This window comes from Caldicoprobacter guelmensis, from assembly GCF_016908415.1.
Taxonomy (GTDB): Bacteria; Bacillota; Clostridia; order Caldicoprobacterales; family Caldicoprobacteraceae; genus Caldicoprobacter; species Caldicoprobacter guelmensis.
Genome location: NZ_JAFBDW010000004.1, coordinates 280,965 through 301,766 on the forward strand (window position 1 = coordinate 280,965; position 20,802 = coordinate 301,766).

Here is a 20,802-nt window from a genome sequence, read left to right on the forward strand (position 1 = left end):
GCCATCAGTCTCAAATGATGGGAAAGTTGAGGTAATGATAAAATGACCACGGAAAGAGCAATTGAGGGGGATATTCGTCTAGGATATCCCCCTCTTTCTATTTAAAGAACACGTGCTAATGTTTTCTTTGGTAATCGTCGTATGCCTGTGCTATATGGGCGAAGCCGGCAGCTTTGAGCTGCTCTACCACAATGCGGTGTATTTCGAAAGAATGTATATATTCTTTTCCCATGCTCAATATGGCCTTATATATTTCTCTAGTCATGTTATCGATGTCTGACTTTGTGAAAGGTTCATTTAACTCATCGGATACCTTTTCCAGGGTGAGTTTAATCTTTTCAATATCAAATTCTTGTGTTCTCCCATCTCTTTTAATTACTTTCATGGAAATCCCCCATTTTATATATATATACCACATATGAAGTTTTAGTAAAGAATCTTATCGATACCGCCGCAGAATATATCTTCTTCGCCTTCTGCGCTTTAGGGTGTAAAATGCTGCGCCGATAAATGCAAGGAGCAATACAACAACCACAATCAATGAACGGGAATGTTCTTTGCCGCTGGTAGCTAATTTATCTCCAGACCCGGGGGTTATCATGTCAATTATAGTCTTTTTTCTTTCTATGCCCCTTGCGGCGATAAGGTCACTTTCTCCTATGGTTTTGCCGTTCAAAGTATAAGTGAGTTTCCCTACCACCTGCCCCTTGTAAACAGGAGCTTCAAGATGTAGTTGATTATTTTCGTCAGTGTAATACCATTCAATGTTTTGCTGTATATTGTTCACGTCCTCTTTTGCTATTACATCCCGAAATCCCTGTGCTGCCACAATGTCCACAGCCCCTGGATCTTCGGAGGCGTGATTGCTCACCTGGGTAGTAGCAACTACCTGCCCCTGCTTTAAGGGTTCATATATAGTGTAGTGCTCAAATCCATATTCCAGCAGTTTTATTGAGTCGAGCCACTGCCCATCCCGCGTACTTTTTAGTACCACAGCGATGAGGCTTAAGCCATCTTTTGTGGCCGACGAAACCAGACAATGGCCCGAATACGATGTATAGCCAGTTTTAATGCCAGTAGCATAAGGGTAATAATATTCGCTTTTTTCGTCCAGCAGCCTATTTTTATTGACCCAGTAACGAGTGGCTTTTTTGCTTGGGTCGTTTTTGTCGACTTCGTTCCAGTCAGGATATTCTCTATAAGTAATCTTTACGATTTCCCTGAAGGCTTCATGTTTCATGGCTTCTCTTGCAATCAAAGCCAAGTCATATGCTGTGGTATAATGGTCTTTGTTATGATAGCCGTGAGGATTGACAAAATGGGAGTTGGTGGCCCCCAAGTCTGCGGCCCTTTTGTTCATGAGCTCATAAAACTTGTCTAGCGCCTGATTGTATGGTAAGGCGGGGTTACCTGCTACAATGCGGCCTATATGAGCGCCTATGGTAAGGGCGGCATCATTGCCTGAAGATACCAAAAGACCCACCAACAGGTCTTTCAGCGTTATCTGTTCACCTATATCGATGCAGGCTAGGCTGCTGTCCCTTGGTGCCAGGTTGGCCTCGTTGCCTACCGTAACTATTTCATCCAGGTTTCCGTTTTCTATTGCCAGCAGAGCCGTTAAGATTTTGGTTGTACTTGCAGGATACAGCTTTTCATCCTTGTTCTTTTCATATAACACTTTACCGGTTTCCTGTTCGATGAGGACGGCGCCTTCAGCATCGAGGTTTAATATTTCTGAAGCAGTTGGAGGCTGTGTAGTTTCTGCTGAGCCAGAACTTTCAACTTGCTTGGCGGCGTCTTTAGGGTTGAGCATGGCAGCTGATGATTGAATATGAAATGATAGCACAAATAATGCTGCTAATAAAGCCCAAAATCGTTTCATCATCAAAACTCCTTACCCTTGTAATGATATTTCGCCTTTTTAGTATAACAAATTATCGGTGGGTTTGTACAGAAAAAGTTGAAGAATGGTGAATTGGTTGCAAAAATGTGGTAAAATATTCTCGAAAATGTTTTTCCAAACTTCGATGGACCAGTTCAGCAATTATACCTCTCTTTGTGCAGAAATTGGTTTACGGGGTGGAGGTTTTATGCTCAACCTTGATCTCAATCAAAAAAGGGTTCTGCTTGTGTTTGGTACTATTCTGGTTTTGTTAGTGACGGGATACATTTTAAAGGATGTATTTGCTGATAACGTTAGGCCGGCAGCCGCACGCGGGGAGCAGGATATTGTGGTGGTGTCCCAATTGGAAGATGGTGGGCAAGGTGGTCAGGATAAAGTAAGCCAACCTGTTTCGAAAGAGGGCGTAATTAACCAGCCCGTTAAAAAGATAAAGGTATACATAGTAGGGGCGGTAAGATATCCAGGGGTTATAGAGGTAGAAGAAGGAAGCCGTCTGATAGACGTGCTTGAGCTGGCGGGCGGAGCTACAGAGGAGGCTGACCTTGAAAGGGTAAACCTGGCTTTGAAGGTGCAGGATGAGGGCATGTATAAAATTCCTAAGAAAGGAGAAGAGTTGATGGTCCCTGATCCTAATGTTTCAAATACTACGTCGGGCATTGCATCAGGGAAGGGACAGCAGAAAGTGAATATTAATACCGCAGATGAGGCTATGCTGGATACCTTGCCGGGTATTGGGCCCAGCAAAGCAAAAAGGATTATAGAATATAGAGAGCAAAACGGGCCATTTAAGTCCATAGAAGAGATTAAAAACGTATCGGGGATCGGTGAAAAAACGTTTGAGCAGATTAAGGATTTAATTACAGTCAACTGATTGTTGAGCATGACTGATGGGTTTTTGCATCCTATACTCTGGGAGACACCCTTGACCCGATTGACCGGCAAAATTGATTTTGTATTGGGCATATGGTACAATAAAATTTGTGTATGAAAGGGTTTGAAAGGAAGGGACAGGGCTTATGTCAAAAAAGCTGTTGGTGGTGGATGATGAGCCTGCTATTGTAAAAGGGCTTAAGTTTAGCCTCGAAAGAGATGGCTATCAGATTGATGCTGCCTATGATGGAGAGGAAGCTATAAGGATGTTTGAGGCCAATCAATATGACCTAGTTATTCTGGACGTAATGCTTCCTAAAGTGGATGGCTTGACGGTACTACAAAGGATAAGGGAGAAATCGTCAGTGCCTGTTATAATGCTGACGGCTAAAGGTGAGGATATGGACAAGATACTAGGCCTGGAATATGGTGCCGATGACTATATAACCAAGCCGTTTAATATTTTGGAGTTAAAGGCTAGGATCAAAGCCATTTTTAGAAGGATGAATGAGGTTGCAAAAAACGATCATCAGGTTATCCGAATTAAAAATATGACCATCAATCTAGCAAATCGCAGCGTGACTATAGATGGTAAGGAAGTCAATCTGACCGCAAAGGAATTTGAGCTGCTCAAGTTATTTGCCACTAATCCTGGCAAGGTCTATACCCGTGAAAATTTGCTGGAACTCATATGGAAGTATGAGTATCTTGGCGATGTGAGAACAGTGGATGTTCACATACGCCGGTTGAGAGAGAAGATAGAGAAAAATCCTAGCCAGCCCGAGTTTATATTTACAAAATGGGGAGTGGGGTACTATTTTGCTGACAAATAGGACTTTTTTTTTAAGCCTTCGATGGCAGATAGTGATCACTTATTTGGTAATAATTTTAATAGGATTTACCTTTATCGGCGTATCTGTTTTGGATATTATAGGGAAATATATGATCGATAATAAGAAGAATGCTTTTAGGCTGTATGCTAACTGGGTTGCTCAGGCTGTTGCTTATGATTATGCCAGCGGTGATCCCGACATTCTTGCTAGCATAGTGTATGACCTTCAGGCTTTGGGAGAGGAGATCTTCAACAAAGAGCTGGAAGCCACCCGGATACTTATATTAAACAAGCATGGGGTGGTTGACTACGATTCCTATAACATAGTGAGAGGGTCTGACAGCCTTTTAAAACAGGACTTAAGTGAGGTTTTCCCTGAAATTAATGCCGTGCTGGCGGGGGAGAGGGTGGAGCCTAAAGAGCTGTATATAAGGCCAGAGGGGTCACGTGAGCCAAAGCTGGTGCTGTATACTTATGCTCCGATTCAACATGAGAAACAAGGTATAATTGGTATGGTAATTATCTCTACTTCGCTGTCTAGGATTGAGCACATGTTGGCCGAGGTAAAAACCAGGGTGAGCGCATATCTAATCATTATTAGCGCTATTATTATCACGGCCAGCTATATAATATCCGGATTTATCACACAACCTATCAAAGAATTGACTAATGTCATCAAGAAGATGAGTCAGGGATATTTAGATCAGCGTGTGAAGATACGAGGGAGCAAGGAGTTAAGGCAGTTGGCCGAAGCGTTCAATATCATGAGTGAAAAGCTTGAAAATCTTGATAAGGCACGTAACGAATTTGTTTCAAACGCTTCTCATGAGCTTAAAACACCTTTGAGTGCTATTAAGGTATTGACGGAATCCCTCCTTCATATGGATGTTGATGACCCTTCTATTTATAGAGAATTTTTGGAGGATATAAATTCGGAAATAGATAGGTTGAATGCGATTATAAACGACTTGTTGACGTTGGTAAAAATAGATACTGAGGGCGAACAGTTAAAACAGGAACCAGTGGACCTGGTAGAACTGGTTGACAGCACTGTAAAAGGTTTGCAGATTTTGGCTCACCATAAAAACATACGGCTGGAGACTTTTTATGATGACCACTTGACGGTGTATGGTGACGCAGTGAAGTTGCGTCAAGTGGTAAGTAACATTGTAGATAATGCAATTAAATATACTCCTGAGGGCGGTAGAGTAACCGTTGAGGTTTATAAAGGAGTAGAAAATGCTGTAATAAAGGTGAGCGATACAGGTATTGGCATACCAGCTAAAGACTTGCCACATATATTTGAGAGGTTTTACAGGGTGGACAAGGCAAGGTCTAGAGCTACAGGTGGCACAGGTTTGGGACTCTCTATAGCGCAGAAGATTGTATTGCAACATGGTGGAAATATACGAGTGGTGAGCGAGGAAGGGAAGGGCAGTACTTTTTATGTAGAACTGCCGCTTAAAAGTGAAAAGCAATGAGAAGTTGTTATTTTGTTAGAGTTATTTAAATTTTTTGTAAAAATAATTTGTTATAATAAAAACGATAACGGTGGAGAAGGGATAGGGAAATGCAGGCTTTAAAGCGTTTTTCAATATTGGCGTTGATTTTGGCTATAATTGCTATCCTTACAGGGTGTAATGCTCTTTTTGACAGGATAATATTTTTTAACAGGAGAAGCAATTTGGGGGGTAAACAGCAGCAGAAGTATATAAACCCTGAGCCTCCAATCAGCCAGGTCAATGTGACTCTGTATTTCAAGCACTATCTGGCCGATTATTTGGTGCCTGAAAAAAGGGTAGCGCAAAAGGGGAGTCAGTCGCTTGAGTACGTGGTAGTATCTGAGCTATTAAAAGGGCCAACAAAATTTGAACGAGTAGCTATAATGCCTCCTAACGTCAAGGTGCTGGATGTTACCCGTAACGGCGATACGGTATTTGTAAATTTAAGCGAGGAGTTTAAGGGTAATATTGACCTTGCCGCGGTGCGAAAAAATAACGTGCCGGAAGAGCAAAAAGCAAATGTATTGGCTCAGATGAAGAGGCTGTGCATTTATTCTATTGTAAATTCGTTGACGGAACTAGATGGAGTAAACAGGGTGAAAATTTTAGTCAATAACCGGGCGCTTAGCTATGAGGAAATTGGTGCTGAACTTATAGCCTCACAGACGGTAAATGTTGACAAGGGTAACCCTGTTATGGCCCTTACGCGTAACAAGAATTTTATTCTAAGCCCCTCTGAGACGGTAAGGCAAATTTTTAATTCTCTTGCAGGGGAACCAGATTGGGAAAGAATCGATGCTTTCTTGGCACGAAAGAATGCTGATGGGAGTGAACGCCCACCTATAGAGGAGATACAAAAGGTATATTCGGCTTATATTGCAGGGGTAGAGTTTGACAGTAACAATTTTATAATGAGCGAGGAGATTAAACCGGACGGGGAGGCTTTTGTTACGCTAACATATGCAATTAAGTATGTCAATGGCAAAAAGGAAAGCCGTGACAGCGATGTGTTGAGGGTGGTAAATGAGGAGGGAATTTGGAAGGTAAGGCTGCCGGGGTTTTTTGCTAATGTTCAATAATTGTGTTGTAGAGGGAGAAGTCATTTAAATAGAGTGGAGAATCTAAAGAAGATTGAAAGTGATGCTAGTATAAAATTGGTTATATTTTGAGAATGTGACTAAGAATTAGTAAAAGTCTCATCAGGTGTTGGTTGTGAATAAATAACATGTAAGGATGGTGATGTAATTTAGTAGACAACGGAGAATGGTCAACAGGCTGACGACAAAGGAGGGATCGTAAAGGTGTATAGGTGCATTCGGGTAATTGCCCTAACGATTGCGTCTGCAGTTATGGTTATGATGTTTGCCTCCTGTAGCGCAACACCGAGAAGTAGGGTGGAGGAAAAGATGGAAACACAGCAAAGTAGGGGGGAATCAACTCAAAGCCATCTATTTAAAAGTTTAAAAGATTCTGAGAAAAGTGAGAATTTGTATGTATTAGAAGACAATGACGCCTATCCTGTTGATATGGTGTTGTATTTTTATAATCCTGATACCGATCAGTTAGAACCTGAAAGACGAACTATTAACATTAGGGATACCGATCGAATTTTGGATGAGGTTATAAGGCAATTTTTGAAAGGGCCAAAGGTTAAAACGCTTAAACCTGTTGTATCTCCTAACGTGGAGTTACAAAAAGTAGAACAGTATGGGGAAGTGGTAAGCGTATACTTGTCAAAGGAGTTTTTGGAAAGCGAAGATATATCTGTTGCCAGGGCTGCGCTGGTAAACACCATATTGGAGACGCAAGGAGCAAAGTATGTGAAGATATACGTGGAAGGGCGGGAACTCACTCATAATGGTAAGGATGATGGACAGATTTTGGGGCTTTTGGAGAAATACCCAAATGATGTAGAGCAAATTAGATTGGAAGAGCAGAAACTCATTTCGCAAGGCGATGTGAGATATATTAAAAGGGAAATATATTTTCAGGATGGTAAGAAGAGATTTTTAGTTCCAGAAATAAGGGATATTCCCGTCAGTCAAGGGAAATACGTTGAGGCCATCGTGGGTGAATTAATAAAGGGACCAGTAAACGTAGATTGGGGGCTGTATCCTACTATACCCAATGGAACGCAGCTTATGAGCGTTAAGTTTGTTGAGGATGGAGACTCATCAAAAGGAGTTGAACTGTATTTTTCAAAAGAATTTAAATCATCTTTTAACAGGGAAATCAACTCTGAAACCTTGATGGTGGGTTCCCTCGTTTATAGCTTAGTAGGTTTACCTGGCGTGGACTGGATAAGGGTATATTACCAGAATGAAAATGGCGAATACGTGGGCATGCCTGTGGTATCCATGGGTTTAAATGTAAGGTTTGACAAGGACAGCTTGCCTTTTAGGCTGGGTAGAAGGATCAAGGTGTATTTCAGCGATAAAGATGCGATGAACCTAGTTCCGGAGTATAGGATTATAAGTAATGATTCTAAAGATGTAGTAAATGAGATATTAAATGAGCTGATTGAGGGTCCTTGTCAAGAAAAGCACGCGGCAGTCATTCCGCCTAATATTTCAGTGGGCGATATTAAGGCGTATGTAAGCGGAAAAACCGCTTTTGTGAATCTACCATCAAAGTTTAATGCTTCAGGGCTTGGGAGCACGGGTGAGATTATGGCCCTTTACGCCATCGTAAACTCTCTCACTGATCCTGTTAACACCGATAACGTCAAGCAGATTCAATTTTTGGTAAACGGAAAAATAACTAATGAGTTTGGGCATATGTCGCTGGCTGATCCCTTTGTGCGAAATCCTGAGTTGATAAAGGAGTAATAAGAAGCGCTGTGTCTAAGGGGGTTTGGATGTTGAGTGGATCGTAAAAATTCAGAGGAAAAGCGATTAGTTGAATTGAGAGTGTAAGAAAAGATAATTTTACTCTTGTTCTGCAAAAATAAAAGCGGAATTGGTAGAGTTACCAAAAATTAAATATGGCATAATTACTAAACCTGTGGTAAATTGATTTATCATAAAAAAACAATCACAGGGGGTTAGTAACTATGCCAACAACCATTGTAAATCATGATAACGAATTAGTTGCCTTTTTGCAAGATGTAAATTATGGAATGAACAAAGCACAATTTAATCATTTAATTACAATGGTGGAAGGCAGCATCCAGATTGAAGGCAAACTATCGATATCCAAAATAGCAGAGAATGTTGTGACTTCTAAGGATAAGAGCTGTATTTACAGGTTTTTGAGTAAATTCCCCTGGGATGATAAACAATTGAACAGAAACCGTATAAGCTTTCTTAGTTATCATCTAGAACACAACATAAGACCAGGTGAGGTTGGTTTTCTGGTTATTGATGATACTACCAACTTGAAAGATATAAGAACTAAACATATGGAAGGATTAGATTTTCATTACTCCCATACAGAAGACAAGACTTGCTGGTCTCATTGTGTAGTGACCTCAAATTTTGTAGCTGGACCATATGCTATGCCCTTTCATTTCAAACCTTATTATAGGGAGGAGAAGTGCAAGGAGCTAGGGATTAAATTTGAGAGCAAAGTAGATATTGCCAAAGGATTTATAAAGGAATTTCATACTCCCTCAAATATTAGACAGCTATATGTTTTAACTGATAGCTGGTATACAAGTACCTCGCTAGTTGAAGAAGCTTTAAGTAAAGGGTATCATGTTATTGGGTGCGTTAAACCCAATAAGACGATATCTCCTTGCGGAGTCAAGATTAAGATTTCTCAGTTTATGAAGTACATTGAGCCATCTACCCTTGACCTAGTTACCGTTGAGGGTAAGGAGTACAGGGTATATCGATATGAGGGGAAAGTCGGTACATTTGATAATGCTGTTCTGTTAATTTCCTATGAAGTTAAGAAAGATGGCTTTGAAGCTCCTGTGTGTATTCTTTCTACTGACATAGAACTTGATAGTAAGGCAATATTGAGGTACTATGCGGTACGTTGGACGATAGAGACCAGCTATCAGTATTTGAAGGAGAATCTAGGTTTTGATGAGTACAGAGTAAGGAGCCTTGTTTCTATTGAGAGGTATATGTTACTTTGTTTTCTGGCTTATAACTTTTTAGAATATTATAGGGTAACACGGAAGAATCTAAATTTTGAGACAATAGGGGATACAATACAACACATGAAGAAGGAGGTTATCAAAGATTTTATAAATTTTGTGTATTACCATGCAAAGAAGGATGTTCCATTAATGGATATATACGCCAAATTAAAGTTAGTTGCCTAAAAAAGGGATCATTATCTTATAATATTGGATTGTATAACCAATATTGGTAATTTAGATTTTAAATTTGCAGAACAGGAGTAATTTTAGAGATTTTAGTTTTAGCAAAAACAACAAAATTAATGAGGTAACAGGAAGAAATTAATATTGTCAACGAAGAAGCGATTGCGGTTGATGAGAAGTTTTGAAGACGAAAGGGATTATGATGAGTCCCAACAAAATAAGGGAGACTTTAAATTCGATGACGTTTATGGAGGTGGAAATAAACGGTTAACTTTACTTGCTCAAGATGAAACTGAGCGAAGAAGCGAACAAGGTATTGGGGGTATTACGAATGGCGCCACCCAATAATGTCCTATCCATTGAAGAAGCGAGGGCTTTTTTACCTGGTAAGGGATAGGTATGGGTACAATTTGCGTATTTAAAAAAGGAAAAAATGGTTTGATTTTAAGGTTTTTGAAACTTTAACTGACAAAGTCAAAAGTATAGGCAACTATCAGGGCAGGAGTGGGAATTTGATTATTGTCAAGAAAAAAGAAATAAATAGTGTTTTTGTGGGAAATTCACTACAGAGACACGGACAAAAAATTACGCACTTCCTTGCTTAATCTCCCAATATCAAGTATAATGATGCTCGGCTTGTTCTTTTTAGCCGGGCTTATTTTTTTGCTTATCAGGCTTGCGTTGGTATTATCAAAATAAGGTTGAATGTGCATAAAAAAAGAGGGTGGGGATGGGGTTGGGTATAATCAAAAAACAGCTTCAAGAGTCGTGGAATATATTAAAAAGCTTTAAGGGTAACGCAAGGGGATGTTTAGTGGTTGAACCTCTGTGGGGAATACCTTATAATCTTTTTATTCCTTATGCGTCGGTGTACATGCTTGAACTGGGTTGCACTGATGAGCACATAGGTATTATAACTTCGGTAGGGTTGTTCTTCCAAATGTTCTTTTCGTTTATAAGCGGATATATCACAGACAGGCTGGGGCGAAAGAGGACTACCCTCATATTTGACTGTATCGGCTGGAGCCTGGCGGTACTTATATGGGCTCTTGCACAGAACTTTTATTATTTTTTGGCAGCCAGCATAGTGAACAGCTTTTTTAGAATAGTGCACACCTCGTGGACCTGTTTGCTGGTAGAGGATACCAGCCCTGAAGAGAGGGTACACGTGTATACCTGGATTCAGGTTGCAGGGCTTTTAGCGGGATTTTTTGCACCCATTGCGGGGTGGCTCGTTAAAAGGTATGGCGTGGTTCCTGCCATGAGGGGGCTTTATTTATTTGCCTTTGTCTCCATGACCAGCATGTTTTTTATTAGAAATAGGATTACCCACGAGACAAAGATGGGGCTTATAAAGATGCGGACTACAAAGGGATTCAATATCATGGAGATATTTAGTGAGTATAGAAGGATATGCATACACCTTTTGAAAACCCCACATACCTTGTTGGCCTTTGCGCTTATGCTCTTTAATAACGTACAAATCACCCTGCGCAACACCTTTTCGGCAATTCTTTACACCAAGGGACTTGGGCTTTCTGAGGGAACCATTGCAACGTTTGCAACTATTACGTCTGCCATAATGCTGTTTATATACCTGTTCGTCATGCCTACTTTGGGGAAACTCAAAATCACCCGTCCGCTTTTGTGGGGGTATGTGTTGTCTATAATAAGCAATTGCATCTTCGTGCTGTCCCCGTCGGGGCGATTTTATCTTTCGGTGCTTGCCGTGGCTATTGGGGCTACAGGCATGGCATTGATCTATCCCTTTGTTGAATCTCTGGTGGCCAACAGCATAAACGACGAAGACAGGGCCAAGGTCATGTCCATCCTGTATGTGTTGGTACTGGGGCTTACAACGCCCTTTGGCTATATAGGAGGGTTGCTTTCCTCTGTATCGCCAAAGCTTCCTTTTGTGCTCATCATGGTCACCTTTGGGGTCAGCGTTATGTTGCTGTTAATCCTTGAAAACATTGAAAGGCAAGAACGCCATGATGTTGTGAACGCTGAGCTTGGTTCGTAGTGCTAGAGCCATTTAATCTAGATTTTGGTGTAAAGTTAAATTTTGCTTTTCAAAACGAAATTTTATTGAATGTGAGCTGCAAAAATTAGTCAGTCGCTTGGTACCGCGGCAATTTCGAAGAAAAATGACAGTAAGCGAAAAATTACATGCATAAGCGTTATTTTATCAAGCTACATTGAGCAAGTTAAGTTTGCAGCAGAATCAATCTTTAACCCTTTTTGCCTGACGCATTTGGTTATTTTGTGGAATGCTGAAGTATAATATGCTATAATTGTCACTGGGATGAACAAGGAGAACGGCTCTTACTTTGTCCATTGTGTTGAAGATAAATCTTTCTGTTGTCAACACGGCGATGGTTGCCGCAACGACCAGCCGAAAGGGGTGTAAACATGGACGAACTGCAGCAACGTGCGGCGTATCTGGTTGAAAGGCTGCTGGCTTTTGCATTGGCTAATGACATGATTTCTAAATTTGATGTCACCTATACCAGGAATCAGCTGCTGGACCTTCTAAAGATAGACCAGCCTTATCCGCAGCCTCTAGACCTTGAAAGCCTGGAGGTGCCCGAGACGGCAACGCCTATACTGGAAGAACTGCTGGACTATGCCGTACAGCGGGGGCTTATACCTGAAGACACGCTTACCTACAGAGACCTGTTTGACACGCGTATAATGGGGCTTTTGATGCCAAAACCGTCGGAGGTAATTGAGCGTTTTAACAGGATAAAGGCTGAAAAAGGTATCAAAGCCGCTACTGATGATTTCTATAATCTCTGTCAAAAATCCGATTACATACGCGTAAGCCGCATTGCCCGCAACATAAAGTGGCAGTATGAGAGCGAGTTTGGTCAGCTAGAGATAACTATCAACCTTACAAAACCCGAGAAGGACCCCAGGGAGATAGCTGCCCTTAAAAACGCACCGCAGGTGGGATATCCCAAATGCCTGCTGTGTCCCGAAAACGTGGGTTATGCCGGACGAATCAACCATCCTGCGCGGCAGACCCTTCGAGTGCTGCCCATCAAGCTCAGGGGTGAGCAGTGGTATTTTCAATATTCGCCATATGTGTATTATCACCAGCACTGCATTGTGTTGAGCGAGCAACATGTTCCCATGAAAATCAGCCGGGAGACCTTTGAACGCCTTTTTGATTTTCTTGAGTATTTCCCCCATTATTTCATTGGCTCCAATGCCGACCTTCCCATTGTGGGAGGGTCCATACTCAATCACGACCACTTTCAAGGGGGTTACTATACTTTTCCTATGGAAAAGGCCTCCGTTGAGTATTACCTGAAGTCAGAGGAGTATCCAGATGTCACTATGGGTGTGGTTCACTGGCCCATGTCGGTATTAAGGCTTCGCCATGCAAAGCCGCAGGCGTTGGTGGAGCTGGCCGATAAGCTGCTTCACCTGTGGAGGGGTTACTCCGACCCGTCGGTGGATATTTTGGCATTTACCACAAATGAAAAGGGAAAGAAAGTGCCCCATAACACCATTACCCCGATTGCTAGGATAGGCAAGGATGGTCTCTATGAGCTTGACCTTGTGTTCAGGAATAACCGTACCAGCGAAGAACATCCTATGGGCATATTCCATCCACACCAAGAGCTCCACCATATAAAGAAGGAGAATATAGGGCTTATCGAGGTAATGGGGCTGTTTATACTCCCCGGGCGCCTGAAGGATGAACTTGCAGACATTTGCGATATATTGACGGGTAAAAAGCCTGTGAGCGATGATACCTATCACGAGTCTCATCCGCTCAATAAACACCTTCACTGGATTAAAGAGTTGATTAGCAAGTACGGCACCAATCTTGATGATGAAGCTGCCCGCAGGATAATCAAGGATTCGGTGGGCGAGAAGTGCCTGCAGGTGTTGCATCATGCCGGCGTGTTTAAGGCTACGAAAGAAGGGCGTCAGGCTTTTGATCGCTTTCTGGAGATGGCTGGGATAAGGAGGGTTTGACTGGCTTTACCGTCGACGGAGCGCTTTTAATGTGTATGTGTATATTTTATATCTTCTACAAGATGGAGATGAATTGCGGGTAAAAATATATGTACACCAAAGTAACTGGCGAGTCTGCGGCTAAGCAGGGAGTCAGCAGTGAGCGTGTGAGCCACAACATCTCTGCATGGGATGTGGTGATATAATTTACGCCGTAGACCAGCTGGTAAATACACGGTATATTAGCAAATGCTCTATTTAGATAAATCGTTTAAGTTGGGAGGTAAAAAGGCTATGATAACTTTGGAGCAGCTTAAAGAGAAGTTGAATTCCGATAAAGGCAGGCAATTGCTGGCAAAGCTCTACGGCCAGGCTCCGGAAATCGTTGAAAAGCAGATTGACAGGTATGTACAGGCGGTTGAACGATATTATCAAATTTTTCCACAAGAGGCGCACAAGGGGTTTTATCTGTTTAGCGCTCCTGGTCGCACAGAAATCGGCGGAAACCACACCGACCACAACGCGGGAAGGGTACTGGCGGCAGGCGTCAGCCTGGACGCCATCGCGGTTGCAACGCCATCGCCGGATTACGTCATAAGGGTGTATTCCGAAGGGTATCCAGACCCGTTTGTGGTTGAGCTGGACAGCCTAGCCCCTAGAAAAGAAGAGGAAGGGACCACCTCCGCGCTTATAAGAGGAATCGCCAGCCGCATGAGGGAATTGGGTTATAGAATCGGTGGATTCAATGCTTATATTACCAGCGATGTGTTAGGCGGCTCGGGGCTGAGCTCCTCGGCCTGTATCGAAGTGCTGCTGGGCAGCATCATCAATCACCTGTACAATGACGGCAAAATCGACGAGATACTTTTAGCTAAAATAGGGCAGTATGCCGAGAACGTATACTTCAACAAGCCCTGCGGGTTGATGGATCAAATTGCCTGTGCGGTAGGCGGATTTGTTACCATTGATTTTAAAGATTTTGACAACCCCATTGTTCGAAAGATCGACTTCGATTTTGCAGCCCAAAACTATTCTTTGCTGGTTATCAATACAGGGGGCAGCCATGCCGACCTTACCGATGACTATGCCTCTGTGCCCCGGGAGATGAAGGCGGTGGCCAGCGCATTGGGTAAGAAGGTTTGTAGAGAGCTCACCATGGAAGAAGTCATTCAAAATATTCCCAGGCTTAGGAAGCAGGTGGGGGACCGTGCTATATTAAGAGCTATGCACTTTTTGGCCGAGGACCAGAGGGTAGTACGGCAGGTGGAGGCTCTGGAGAGAGGGGATTTTAGTGAATTTTTGAGGCTGGTGAATGAATCGGGAAATAGTTCGTGGAAATGGCTTCAAAACTGCTATACCACCCAAAATCCACATGAGCAGGGAATTACGCTAGCTTTGAGCGTGACCGAAAATTTCTTGAAAGGCAGCGGGAAAGGTGCTTATAGGGTACACGGTGGTGGCTTTGCCGGAACAGTGCTGGTGTTCATGCCTAATGAGCTGCTGGATGAGTATGTGAAACTCATGGAGGGCATATTTGGCAAGGGATCGGTGACCGTTCTGTCCATAAGGCCCTATGGTACACTATGTATAGATTTGGCTATATAAGAAAATTAAAGTAATAAGGAGAATTATTGGGGAAAAACTGTTTTAGATGAGAAGAATAGGCAAAATTTGGGCCTATTCTTCTTTAATAACATTCAATTGACTTTGACTTACTTTGACTTTAGTTTTTATAATAAAAGCGAACTCAAGAGGAGATACTTAAAAGTAAAAAAACAGAATAAAAATTATTCTTTAGGAAAGGAGTGGTGATACATGCGTGATATTACTCCCTTCAGGAGGAGACGTCAAGCATTAACTCCGAGTGAGTGGATTAGAGACTTTTTCGGGAGAGACCTTTTGGATGAATTCTTTGATATGGGATTTTTAACCGGGTTTGGTTCTGGTTTAGCCGGTATGCGCGCAGACGTCAAAGAAACCGATAAGGAATACATCGTTGAGGCTGAACTGCCAGGATTTGATAAAGAAGATATCGATATCGAGCTGTTTGATGACAGGTTGACCATTTCTGCAAGGCGCAAAGAGGCCGTTGATGAAGAGAGAGCAGATTATATACGCCGCGAGAGGAGATATGGCGAGGTATCCCGCACCTTCATCCTGGAAGGTGTGAAGGAGGACGGCGTAAGGGCAGAGTACAAGAATGGTATCTTAAGAGTTGTGCTGCCCAAGGCCGAGGAATACACACGGCGCGGCAGGAAGATAGATATCAGTTAACGGTTTGGGGAAGAACAAAGGGGTTACGGCCTATTATGGCTGTAACCCCCTTTTCATGCTCTTAAACGATTGTTAGTTAATTTTGAGCCTGCTGTTTTTTGATAAATATGAATCAAAGCGCGTTTTTGTATACGTTCAGCGTTGCATCGAATATATTTTGTTAAATGGATTTTCACAAACCGATTCTCAAGCGATTGGTCATATGCCAGTTTATTTTTTAAGCTGAGAGCAGTTGACGAATCTTCTTTATGTAATTCTGCGTTTCGGCAGGAAGCATTGCAAACTGTATAGGGTCGTTTAAATCGGTGATGCCTCTTGATTCAATGTTGGCCGGTCCCCAGTTGTAAGCTGCCAAAGCAAGGTCTAGGTTGCCGTTGAAGCGATTAAGTAGGCTTTGCAGGTACCGCACCCCGCCGTCTATATTTTGGGCGGGGTCAAACGGGTTTGTAACCCCAAGGGATTTGGCAGTAGCTGGCATTAGCTGCATGAGGCCTAAGGCTCCGGCAGGAGAGACGGCATACGGATTAAAGTTTGACTCTACTTTGATAATGGCCTTAATTAGCGCTGGATCTATCCCATACCTGTTGGCTATCTGTTCGATGATGCCATCAAATTGGGTTTGTAAGCCTAGCTGATATATCAGCGGCTGCCAGGCATACATCGCCCCATATGCTTGTTGTGAATATAATTCCATGAGAGGCAGTAGGTTTGTATAGATAAGTGAAGGGGTGCTGCTTAAGCCAAATGGCGAAGAAATTTCATTCATACCCAGCTCACTTGAGCCTAAGGAGCTTAGAAGGGCAGTAAACAGTAAGGGGTTGTACACGTTTTGGCTATTTAGTTGTTGAATGTGTATATTGGGAAAACTTGTACGATTGATGCTTTTGACTGGTGTATTTACGCTTGAGTTTTCTTCTTTTTGTTGTTGACTTGGCTGTTTTAAAGCCGCTTGCTGAACGCTTTCAGCCTGTTTTAGTACCTCTTTAAATGATATGGCATTTCTCTCATGCCTGCCCAAGTTTACGCCGTAAGGCAGACGTCCCTGTATTTCTGTTAGCTTTTCTTCAAATATCTGGCGTACTATATTGGACAAGGGGTATCACCTCATTGCACATTTTACCACTGAACGGAGGTTTAAGCAAGCACCCCTTTGTCCTATTTTCATTTTAAAGGTTGTCGAAGTTTTTGGTGTTGAGTGATTTAGGATTAGGACGGCACAGGTATTTGCTGAATAAAAAGTTGCTCTACAGGGATTACTTTAAATTGAGAATTAACATTTGCATTAAAAAGCTGGTAAAAGCAATGGTAAAATATACAAAAAAATGTTAAAATAAAAACCGTAAATCTAAGGATAGAAAGGGATAGGTGATTGTTTGTGAAAACAAAATTTTATGGTAACAAAGTGACCATAATTGGGTCTGGTTTTGTGGGAGCCACTACCGCTTATGCGTTAATGATGGGCGGAACGGCTTCGGAAATAGCACTGGTGGATATAAACCAGAAAAGGCTGGAGGGTGAGGTGATGGACCTGAATCACGGCATAGCCTTTGTTCCTCCGGTCAGAATACACGCCGGCACATATGAGGATTGTGCTGATTCCAATGTGGTTATAATAACCGCAGGAGTGGCTCAAAAGCCGGGTGAGACCCGCCTTGACCTGCTTAAGAGAAACATAGAGGTTTTTCGCTCCATTGTACCCAGGATTGTGGAGCACAATAAGGATTGCATAATACTGGTAGTAACCAATCCGGTGGATATACTGACATATGTGACGCTCAAGATTTCGGGACTGCCTCCCTCCCAGGTCATGGGTTCGGGTACCGTCCTGGACAGTGCGCGTTTCAGATTCCTGCTGGGGCAACATTGCCATGTGGCTACTCAAAATGTCCATGCATATATAATAGGCGAGCACGGTGACAGCGAGGTAGCTGCTTGGAGCATTACCAATATAGCCGGTATGCCGATAGAGCAGTATTGCTTGAGGTGTGGGCGAAGCTGTGAAGAGGACGTAAAGATGAAGATATTTGAGGAGGTGAAGAATGCGGCCTACAAAATAATCGAAGCCAAAGGTGCTACTTATTATGCTGTTGGCCTTGCGGTAAGGCGCATAGTTGAGGCTATATTGAGAGACGAAAATGTGGTGCTTCCGGTATCGTCGCTTATGCAGGGTTATTATGGTGTAGAGGAGATATGCCTGAGCCTTCCCACGCTGGTCAATGCTAAGGGAATTGCACGTGTGTTAGAGCTTCCCTTAAGCCAATCTGAGCAGGAAGGCTTCAGAAGGTCAGCCGAGGTTTTAAAAGGGTGGTTAAAAGAAGCGGGATTTTAAGGGGGGTCATCATGCCTTTACATGTTGTCCTGGTGGAGCCAGAGATTCCTCAAAATACAGGTAATATAGCTCGTACCTGTGCCGCTACCGGATGCATCCTTCATTTGGTGAGGCCGCTGGGCTTTTCCACCGAGGATAAATACCTCAAAAGGGCGGGACTGGATTACTGGCCCCTGGTGGAGATACATTATCACGATTCGGTTGATGAAATATTTGCTCGGTATCCGCAGGGGGATTTCTACTTTTCCACCACCAAGGCGGCCAGGGATTACGCTTCGGTGCGGTATACCCCTGACAGCTTTATATTTTTTGGGAAAGAAACTGCCGGGCTTCCCGAGGACTTGTTAAGGAGGTACTATGATCGCTGTATAAGGATTCCTATGAGGGCTGAGGCCAGGTCTTTGAACCTGTCCAATTCTGTGGCCATCATAGTATATGAAGCGTTAAGGCAATTGGGCTTTCCTGGACTGGAGCTTAAGGGGAGATTAAGGTCTGAGACAAACGGTGGTTGATGATTGTAATATTTTTTGACTTTTTTCCGCTGTTGTATTGAAATTTTTGGTTGTTTAGTATAAAATAAATAGAGTAAATATAAGGTGGATGTACATTTGTGTTAGAGGTGTTTTTATATTCGCGGTGGGACGTTTTTTGCACGGCGGGACAATTTTAGTCCAGGGGGAAGTCTATGTTACAGCCCCATATACTTTTGAAAAAGATAGTACCAGAGTTAATAGAAGTATATGAGAAGAGATATACTATATTGCGTAATGTATATAACTTACAGCCAATAGGCAGGAGAACCCTGGCATCGCGTTTGGGTATGGGAGAAAGGACGGTACGTAACGAGACGGAATTTTTGAGAAATGCGGGCCTTCTGGAGATTAGCCCTTTGGGGATGAAAGTGACTCGAGAAGGCGAGTTGTTGCTGGAAGGGCTTAAAGATTTTACTCACGAGCTCAAAGGCCTCAATAGGTTGGAGGAGAGGCTGCAGAATATACTGGGTTTGGAACGCGCCATAGTGGTAAGTGGGGACGTGGATGAGGACCCTCTGGTTTTGAAAGATATAGGCAAAGCTGCAGCCAGATTTTTAGAAGGCATTATTGAGCGGGGCAATATAATAGCTGTGACCGGCGGTTCTACCGTAGGGGCGGTAGCTGATGCCCTTTCGCCTGTCAACGATAGTACCGATGTAGTGGTGTTGCCCGCCAGGGGTGGAATGGGCAGGGAGGTAGAGCATCAGTCTAACGTGATAGCCTCCATTTTTGCCAAAAAGTTAGGAGGCCAGTACAGGTTGCTTCACATCCCTGACCAGCTGAGGGCTGAGTCGATGGAGACGCTTTTAAGTGAGCCGGATATAAAAAGCGTTATTGACAACCTGCAAAATGCCGATATACTTATTTATGGAATAGGTCGGGCACAGGATATGATGCAGAGAAGGAACTTTACCTATGAGCAGCAAGAAGAGCTAGAGAGGCGTGGCGCTGTGGCCGAGGCGTTTGGCTACTTTTTCAATTCAAAAGGCGAAATAGTTTATGCCTGCAACTCCATATGGTTCAAGATGGACAATTTAAAGCGCATTCCAAAGGTTATAGCTGTAGCGGGAGGCAGGCAAAAGGCAAAGGCCATAATGGCGGTGTTTAAACATTGGAAAAAAGGCATATTAGTGACCGATGAAGGCGCAGCGCGAGAGATGATACAATTATGTGAGGACAATGAGGATTATAAGCCCGATGCGAATTAAGAGTTTGAACTTTTCGTGTGTAGTTGATATCATTAGTATGGGTCCCATGTTTTCATGGGTTACAATAAAAATTTAAAATGAGGAGGAATGTACATATGGCAATCAGGGTTGGTATTAACGGTTTCGGGAGAATAGGGAGAAACGCATTCAAGGCAGCTTTGGACAAATACGGCAACGACATCGAATTTGTGGCTATCAATGACTTGACCGATGCTGCCACGCTGGCTCATCTGCTGAAGTATGACTCTTGTTTTGGCAAGTTCAACGGCGAGGTTGTGGCAAAGGACGACAAGCTGGTTGTAAACGGGAAAGAGATCAAGGTTTTAGCTGAGAAAGACCCTGCCAATCTGCCGTGGAAGGACCTTGGGGTAGACATCGTAATCGAGTCTACAGGGCTCTTCACTTCTAGGGATAAGGCCATCAAGCACATCGAAGGTGGTGCCAAGAAGGTCATAATCACTGCTCCTGCCAAAGAAGAGGATATCACCATCGTCATCGGCGTAAATGAGGACAAGTATGACCCGGCAAAGCATCACATCATCTCCAACGCTTCATGCACCACCAACTGCTTGGCTCCTGTCGTAAAGGTGTTGCATGAGAAGTTTGGTGTTAAGAAAGGGCTTATGACCACCGTTCACGCCTATACTAACGACCAGAGGATTCTGGACCTGCCTCATAAGGATTTGAGGAGAGCAAGGGCAGCTGCACTGTCCATCATTCCTACCACCACTGGTGCTGCTAAGGCTGTTGCTTTGGTATTGCCCGAGCTTAAGGGTAAGCTCAATGGATTTGCCATGAGGGTGCCTACACCCACCGTATCGGTAGTCGACTTTGTGGCTGACCTTGAGAAGCCTGCTACTGTAGAGGAGATCAACGCTGCATTGAAAGAGGCTGCTGAAGGACCCATGAAGGGTATCCTCGGGTATGAGGAAGAACCGCTGGTATCCATAGACTTCAAGCAAGATCCTCGTTCGTCCATAGTAGATGCTCTGTCCACCATGGTGATAGATGGCACTCTCGCAAAAGTGGTTGCCTGGTATGACAACGAGTGGGGTTATTCCAACAGGGTGGCAGACCTTGTAATGTACATCGCATCCAAGGGCCTGTAA

General features: G+C 43.1%; 17 protein-coding genes and 1 pseudogene. 15 read left to right on the forward strand and 3 right to left on the reverse strand.

The genetic code is table 11. From position 1 onward, the window contains the following. Positions 1 to 115: 115 nt before the first annotated feature. Positions 116 to 385 carry an ATP cone domain-containing protein gene (locus tag JOD02_RS07460; RefSeq protein ID WP_204488338.1) on the reverse strand — a complete coding sequence of 90 codons (270 nt, stop codon included), beginning with the start codon at positions 383 to 385 and terminating at the stop codon, positions 116 to 118. Positions 386 to 439: 54 nt separating this feature from the next. Next, positions 440 to 1,882 carry a D-alanyl-D-alanine carboxypeptidase family protein gene (locus tag JOD02_RS07465; protein ID WP_204488339.1) on the reverse strand — a complete coding sequence of 481 codons (1,443 nt, stop codon included), beginning with the start codon at positions 1,880 to 1,882 and terminating at the stop codon, positions 440 to 442. 208 nt (positions 1,883 to 2,090) lie between these two features. Between JOD02_RS07465 and JOD02_RS07470 the strand changes: the two genes are divergently transcribed. The 11 genes and pseudogenes from JOD02_RS07470 to JOD02_RS07520 all read left to right on the forward strand — a co-directional run bounded on the left by JOD02_RS07470 (position 2,091) and on the right by JOD02_RS07520 (position 15,623). Continuing rightward, positions 2,091 to 2,774 (forward strand): helix-hairpin-helix domain-containing protein, encoded by a 684-nt coding sequence (locus tag JOD02_RS07470; RefSeq protein WP_204488340.1) that lies wholly within the window; start codon positions 2,091 to 2,093, stop codon positions 2,772 to 2,774. A 145-nt stretch (positions 2,775 to 2,919) separates the two neighbouring features. Further along, positions 2,920 to 3,606 carry a response regulator transcription factor gene (locus tag JOD02_RS07475; RefSeq protein ID WP_204488341.1) on the forward strand — a complete coding sequence of 229 codons (687 nt, stop codon included), beginning with the start codon at positions 2,920 to 2,922 and terminating at the stop codon, positions 3,604 to 3,606. Beyond that, the gene (locus JOD02_RS07480) at positions 3,593 to 5,086 is read left to right on the forward strand and encodes a sensor histidine kinase (protein ID WP_204488342.1); all 1,494 of its coding nucleotides are present in this window, start codon (positions 3,593 to 3,595) and stop codon (positions 5,084 to 5,086) included. The genes JOD02_RS07475 and JOD02_RS07480 overlap by 14 nt, the downstream gene beginning before the upstream one ends. An 89-nt stretch (positions 5,087 to 5,175) precedes the next feature. Beyond that, positions 5,176 to 6,186 carry a GerMN domain-containing protein gene (locus tag JOD02_RS07485; RefSeq protein ID WP_204488343.1) on the forward strand — a complete coding sequence of 337 codons (1,011 nt, stop codon included), beginning with the start codon at positions 5,176 to 5,178 and terminating at the stop codon, positions 6,184 to 6,186. A 327-nt stretch (positions 6,187 to 6,513) separates the two neighbouring features. After that, positions 6,514 to 7,935: a GerMN domain-containing protein gene (locus JOD02_RS07490; RefSeq protein WP_204488345.1), complete on the forward strand. Its 1,422-nt coding sequence runs from the start codon at positions 6,514 to 6,516 to the stop codon at positions 7,933 to 7,935. 224 nt (positions 7,936 to 8,159) lie between these two features. Beyond that, on the forward strand, positions 8,160 to 9,380 hold the full coding sequence (locus JOD02_RS07495; RefSeq protein ID WP_204488347.1) for an IS701 family transposase: 1,221 nt from the start codon (positions 8,160 to 8,162) through the stop codon (positions 9,378 to 9,380). Between the two features lie 181 nt (positions 9,381 to 9,561). After that, positions 9,562 to 9,777: pseudogene (locus tag JOD02_RS07500) on the forward strand (IS1634 family transposase); the annotation flags it as partial. Between the two features lie 339 nt (positions 9,778 to 10,116). Next, positions 10,117 to 11,403 (forward strand): MFS transporter, encoded by a 1,287-nt coding sequence (locus JOD02_RS07505; RefSeq protein WP_204488350.1) that lies wholly within the window; start codon positions 10,117 to 10,119, stop codon positions 11,401 to 11,403. 389 nt (positions 11,404 to 11,792) lie between these two features. Further along, on the forward strand, positions 11,793 to 13,370 hold the full coding sequence (locus tag JOD02_RS07510) for a UDP-glucose--hexose-1-phosphate uridylyltransferase (RefSeq protein ID WP_204488351.1): 1,578 nt from the start codon (positions 11,793 to 11,795) through the stop codon (positions 13,368 to 13,370). Between the two features lie 273 nt (positions 13,371 to 13,643). Beyond that, on the forward strand, positions 13,644 to 14,954 hold the full coding sequence (locus JOD02_RS07515) for a galactokinase (protein WP_243426395.1): 1,311 nt from the start codon (positions 13,644 to 13,646) through the stop codon (positions 14,952 to 14,954). Between the two features lie 210 nt (positions 14,955 to 15,164). After that, positions 15,165 to 15,623, forward strand: a complete 459-nt coding sequence (locus JOD02_RS07520) for an Hsp20/alpha crystallin family protein (protein ID WP_204488352.1) — start codon at positions 15,165 to 15,167, stop codon at positions 15,621 to 15,623. Positions 15,624 to 15,840: 217 nt separating this feature from the next. Here the strand turns inward: JOD02_RS07520 and JOD02_RS11650 are convergent, their stop codons facing one another. After that, positions 15,841 to 16,716, reverse strand: coding sequence for a lytic transglycosylase domain-containing protein (locus JOD02_RS11650; RefSeq protein WP_279380670.1), 876 nt, complete (start codon positions 16,714 to 16,716; stop codon positions 15,841 to 15,843). 282 nt (positions 16,717 to 16,998) lie between these two features. On the opposite strand from JOD02_RS11650, the gene JOD02_RS07530 reads away from it, so the two are divergent. The 4 genes from JOD02_RS07530 to JOD02_RS07545 all read left to right on the forward strand — a co-directional run bounded on the left by JOD02_RS07530 (position 16,999) and on the right by JOD02_RS07545 (position 20,802). Further along, a complete protein-coding gene (locus tag JOD02_RS07530; RefSeq protein WP_204488353.1) occupies positions 16,999 to 17,952 on the forward strand; it encodes an L-lactate dehydrogenase in 954 nt (317 codons plus the stop codon). A gap of 11 nt (positions 17,953 to 17,963) precedes the next feature. Then, positions 17,964 to 18,464, forward strand: a complete 501-nt coding sequence (trmL, locus tag JOD02_RS07535; protein ID WP_204488354.1) for a tRNA (uridine(34)/cytosine(34)/5-carboxymethylaminomethyluridine(34)-2'-O)-methyltransferase TrmL — start codon at positions 17,964 to 17,966, stop codon at positions 18,462 to 18,464. A gap of 173 nt (positions 18,465 to 18,637) precedes the next feature. After that, complete coding sequence (locus JOD02_RS07540; protein WP_204488355.1) at positions 18,638 to 19,693, forward strand: sugar-binding transcriptional regulator; 1,056 nt, start codon at positions 18,638 to 18,640, stop codon at positions 19,691 to 19,693. A gap of 95 nt (positions 19,694 to 19,788) precedes the next feature. Then, positions 19,789 to 20,802, forward strand: a complete 1,014-nt coding sequence (locus JOD02_RS07545) for an ArsJ-associated glyceraldehyde-3-phosphate dehydrogenase (RefSeq protein WP_204488357.1) — start codon at positions 19,789 to 19,791, stop codon at positions 20,800 to 20,802.

Excerpts from the sequence above, each read along its gene's own strand:
- JOD02_RS07460 (WP_204488338.1), bottom strand. The coding sequence starts at position 385 with ATGAAAGTAATTAAAAGAGATGGGAGAACACAAGAATTTGATATTGAA.
- JOD02_RS07465 (WP_204488339.1), bottom strand. The coding sequence starts at position 1,882 with ATGAAACGATTTTGGGCTTTATTAGCAGCATTATTTGTGCTATCATTT.
- JOD02_RS07470 (WP_204488340.1), top strand. The coding sequence starts at position 2,091 with ATGCTCAACCTTGATCTCAATCAAAAAAGGGTTCTGCTTGTGTTTGGT.
- JOD02_RS07475 (WP_204488341.1), top strand. The coding sequence starts at position 2,920 with ATGTCAAAAAAGCTGTTGGTGGTGGATGATGAGCCTGCTATTGTAAAA.
- JOD02_RS07485 (WP_204488343.1), top strand. The coding sequence starts at position 5,176 with ATGCAGGCTTTAAAGCGTTTTTCAATATTGGCGTTGATTTTGGCTATA.
- JOD02_RS07490 (WP_204488345.1), top strand. The coding sequence starts at position 6,514 with ATGGAAACACAGCAAAGTAGGGGGGAATCAACTCAAAGCCATCTATTT.
- JOD02_RS07495 (WP_204488347.1), top strand. The coding sequence starts at position 8,160 with ATGCCAACAACCATTGTAAATCATGATAACGAATTAGTTGCCTTTTTG.
- JOD02_RS07510 (WP_204488351.1), top strand. The coding sequence starts at position 11,793 with ATGGACGAACTGCAGCAACGTGCGGCGTATCTGGTTGAAAGGCTGCTG.
- JOD02_RS07515 (WP_243426395.1), top strand. The coding sequence starts at position 13,644 with ATGATAACTTTGGAGCAGCTTAAAGAGAAGTTGAATTCCGATAAAGGC.
- JOD02_RS07520 (WP_204488352.1), top strand. The coding sequence starts at position 15,165 with ATGCGTGATATTACTCCCTTCAGGAGGAGACGTCAAGCATTAACTCCG.
- trmL (WP_204488354.1), top strand. The coding sequence starts at position 17,964 with ATGCCTTTACATGTTGTCCTGGTGGAGCCAGAGATTCCTCAAAATACA.
- JOD02_RS07540 (WP_204488355.1), top strand. The coding sequence starts at position 18,638 with ATGTTACAGCCCCATATACTTTTGAAAAAGATAGTACCAGAGTTAATA.
- JOD02_RS07545 (WP_204488357.1), top strand. The coding sequence starts at position 19,789 with ATGGCAATCAGGGTTGGTATTAACGGTTTCGGGAGAATAGGGAGAAAC.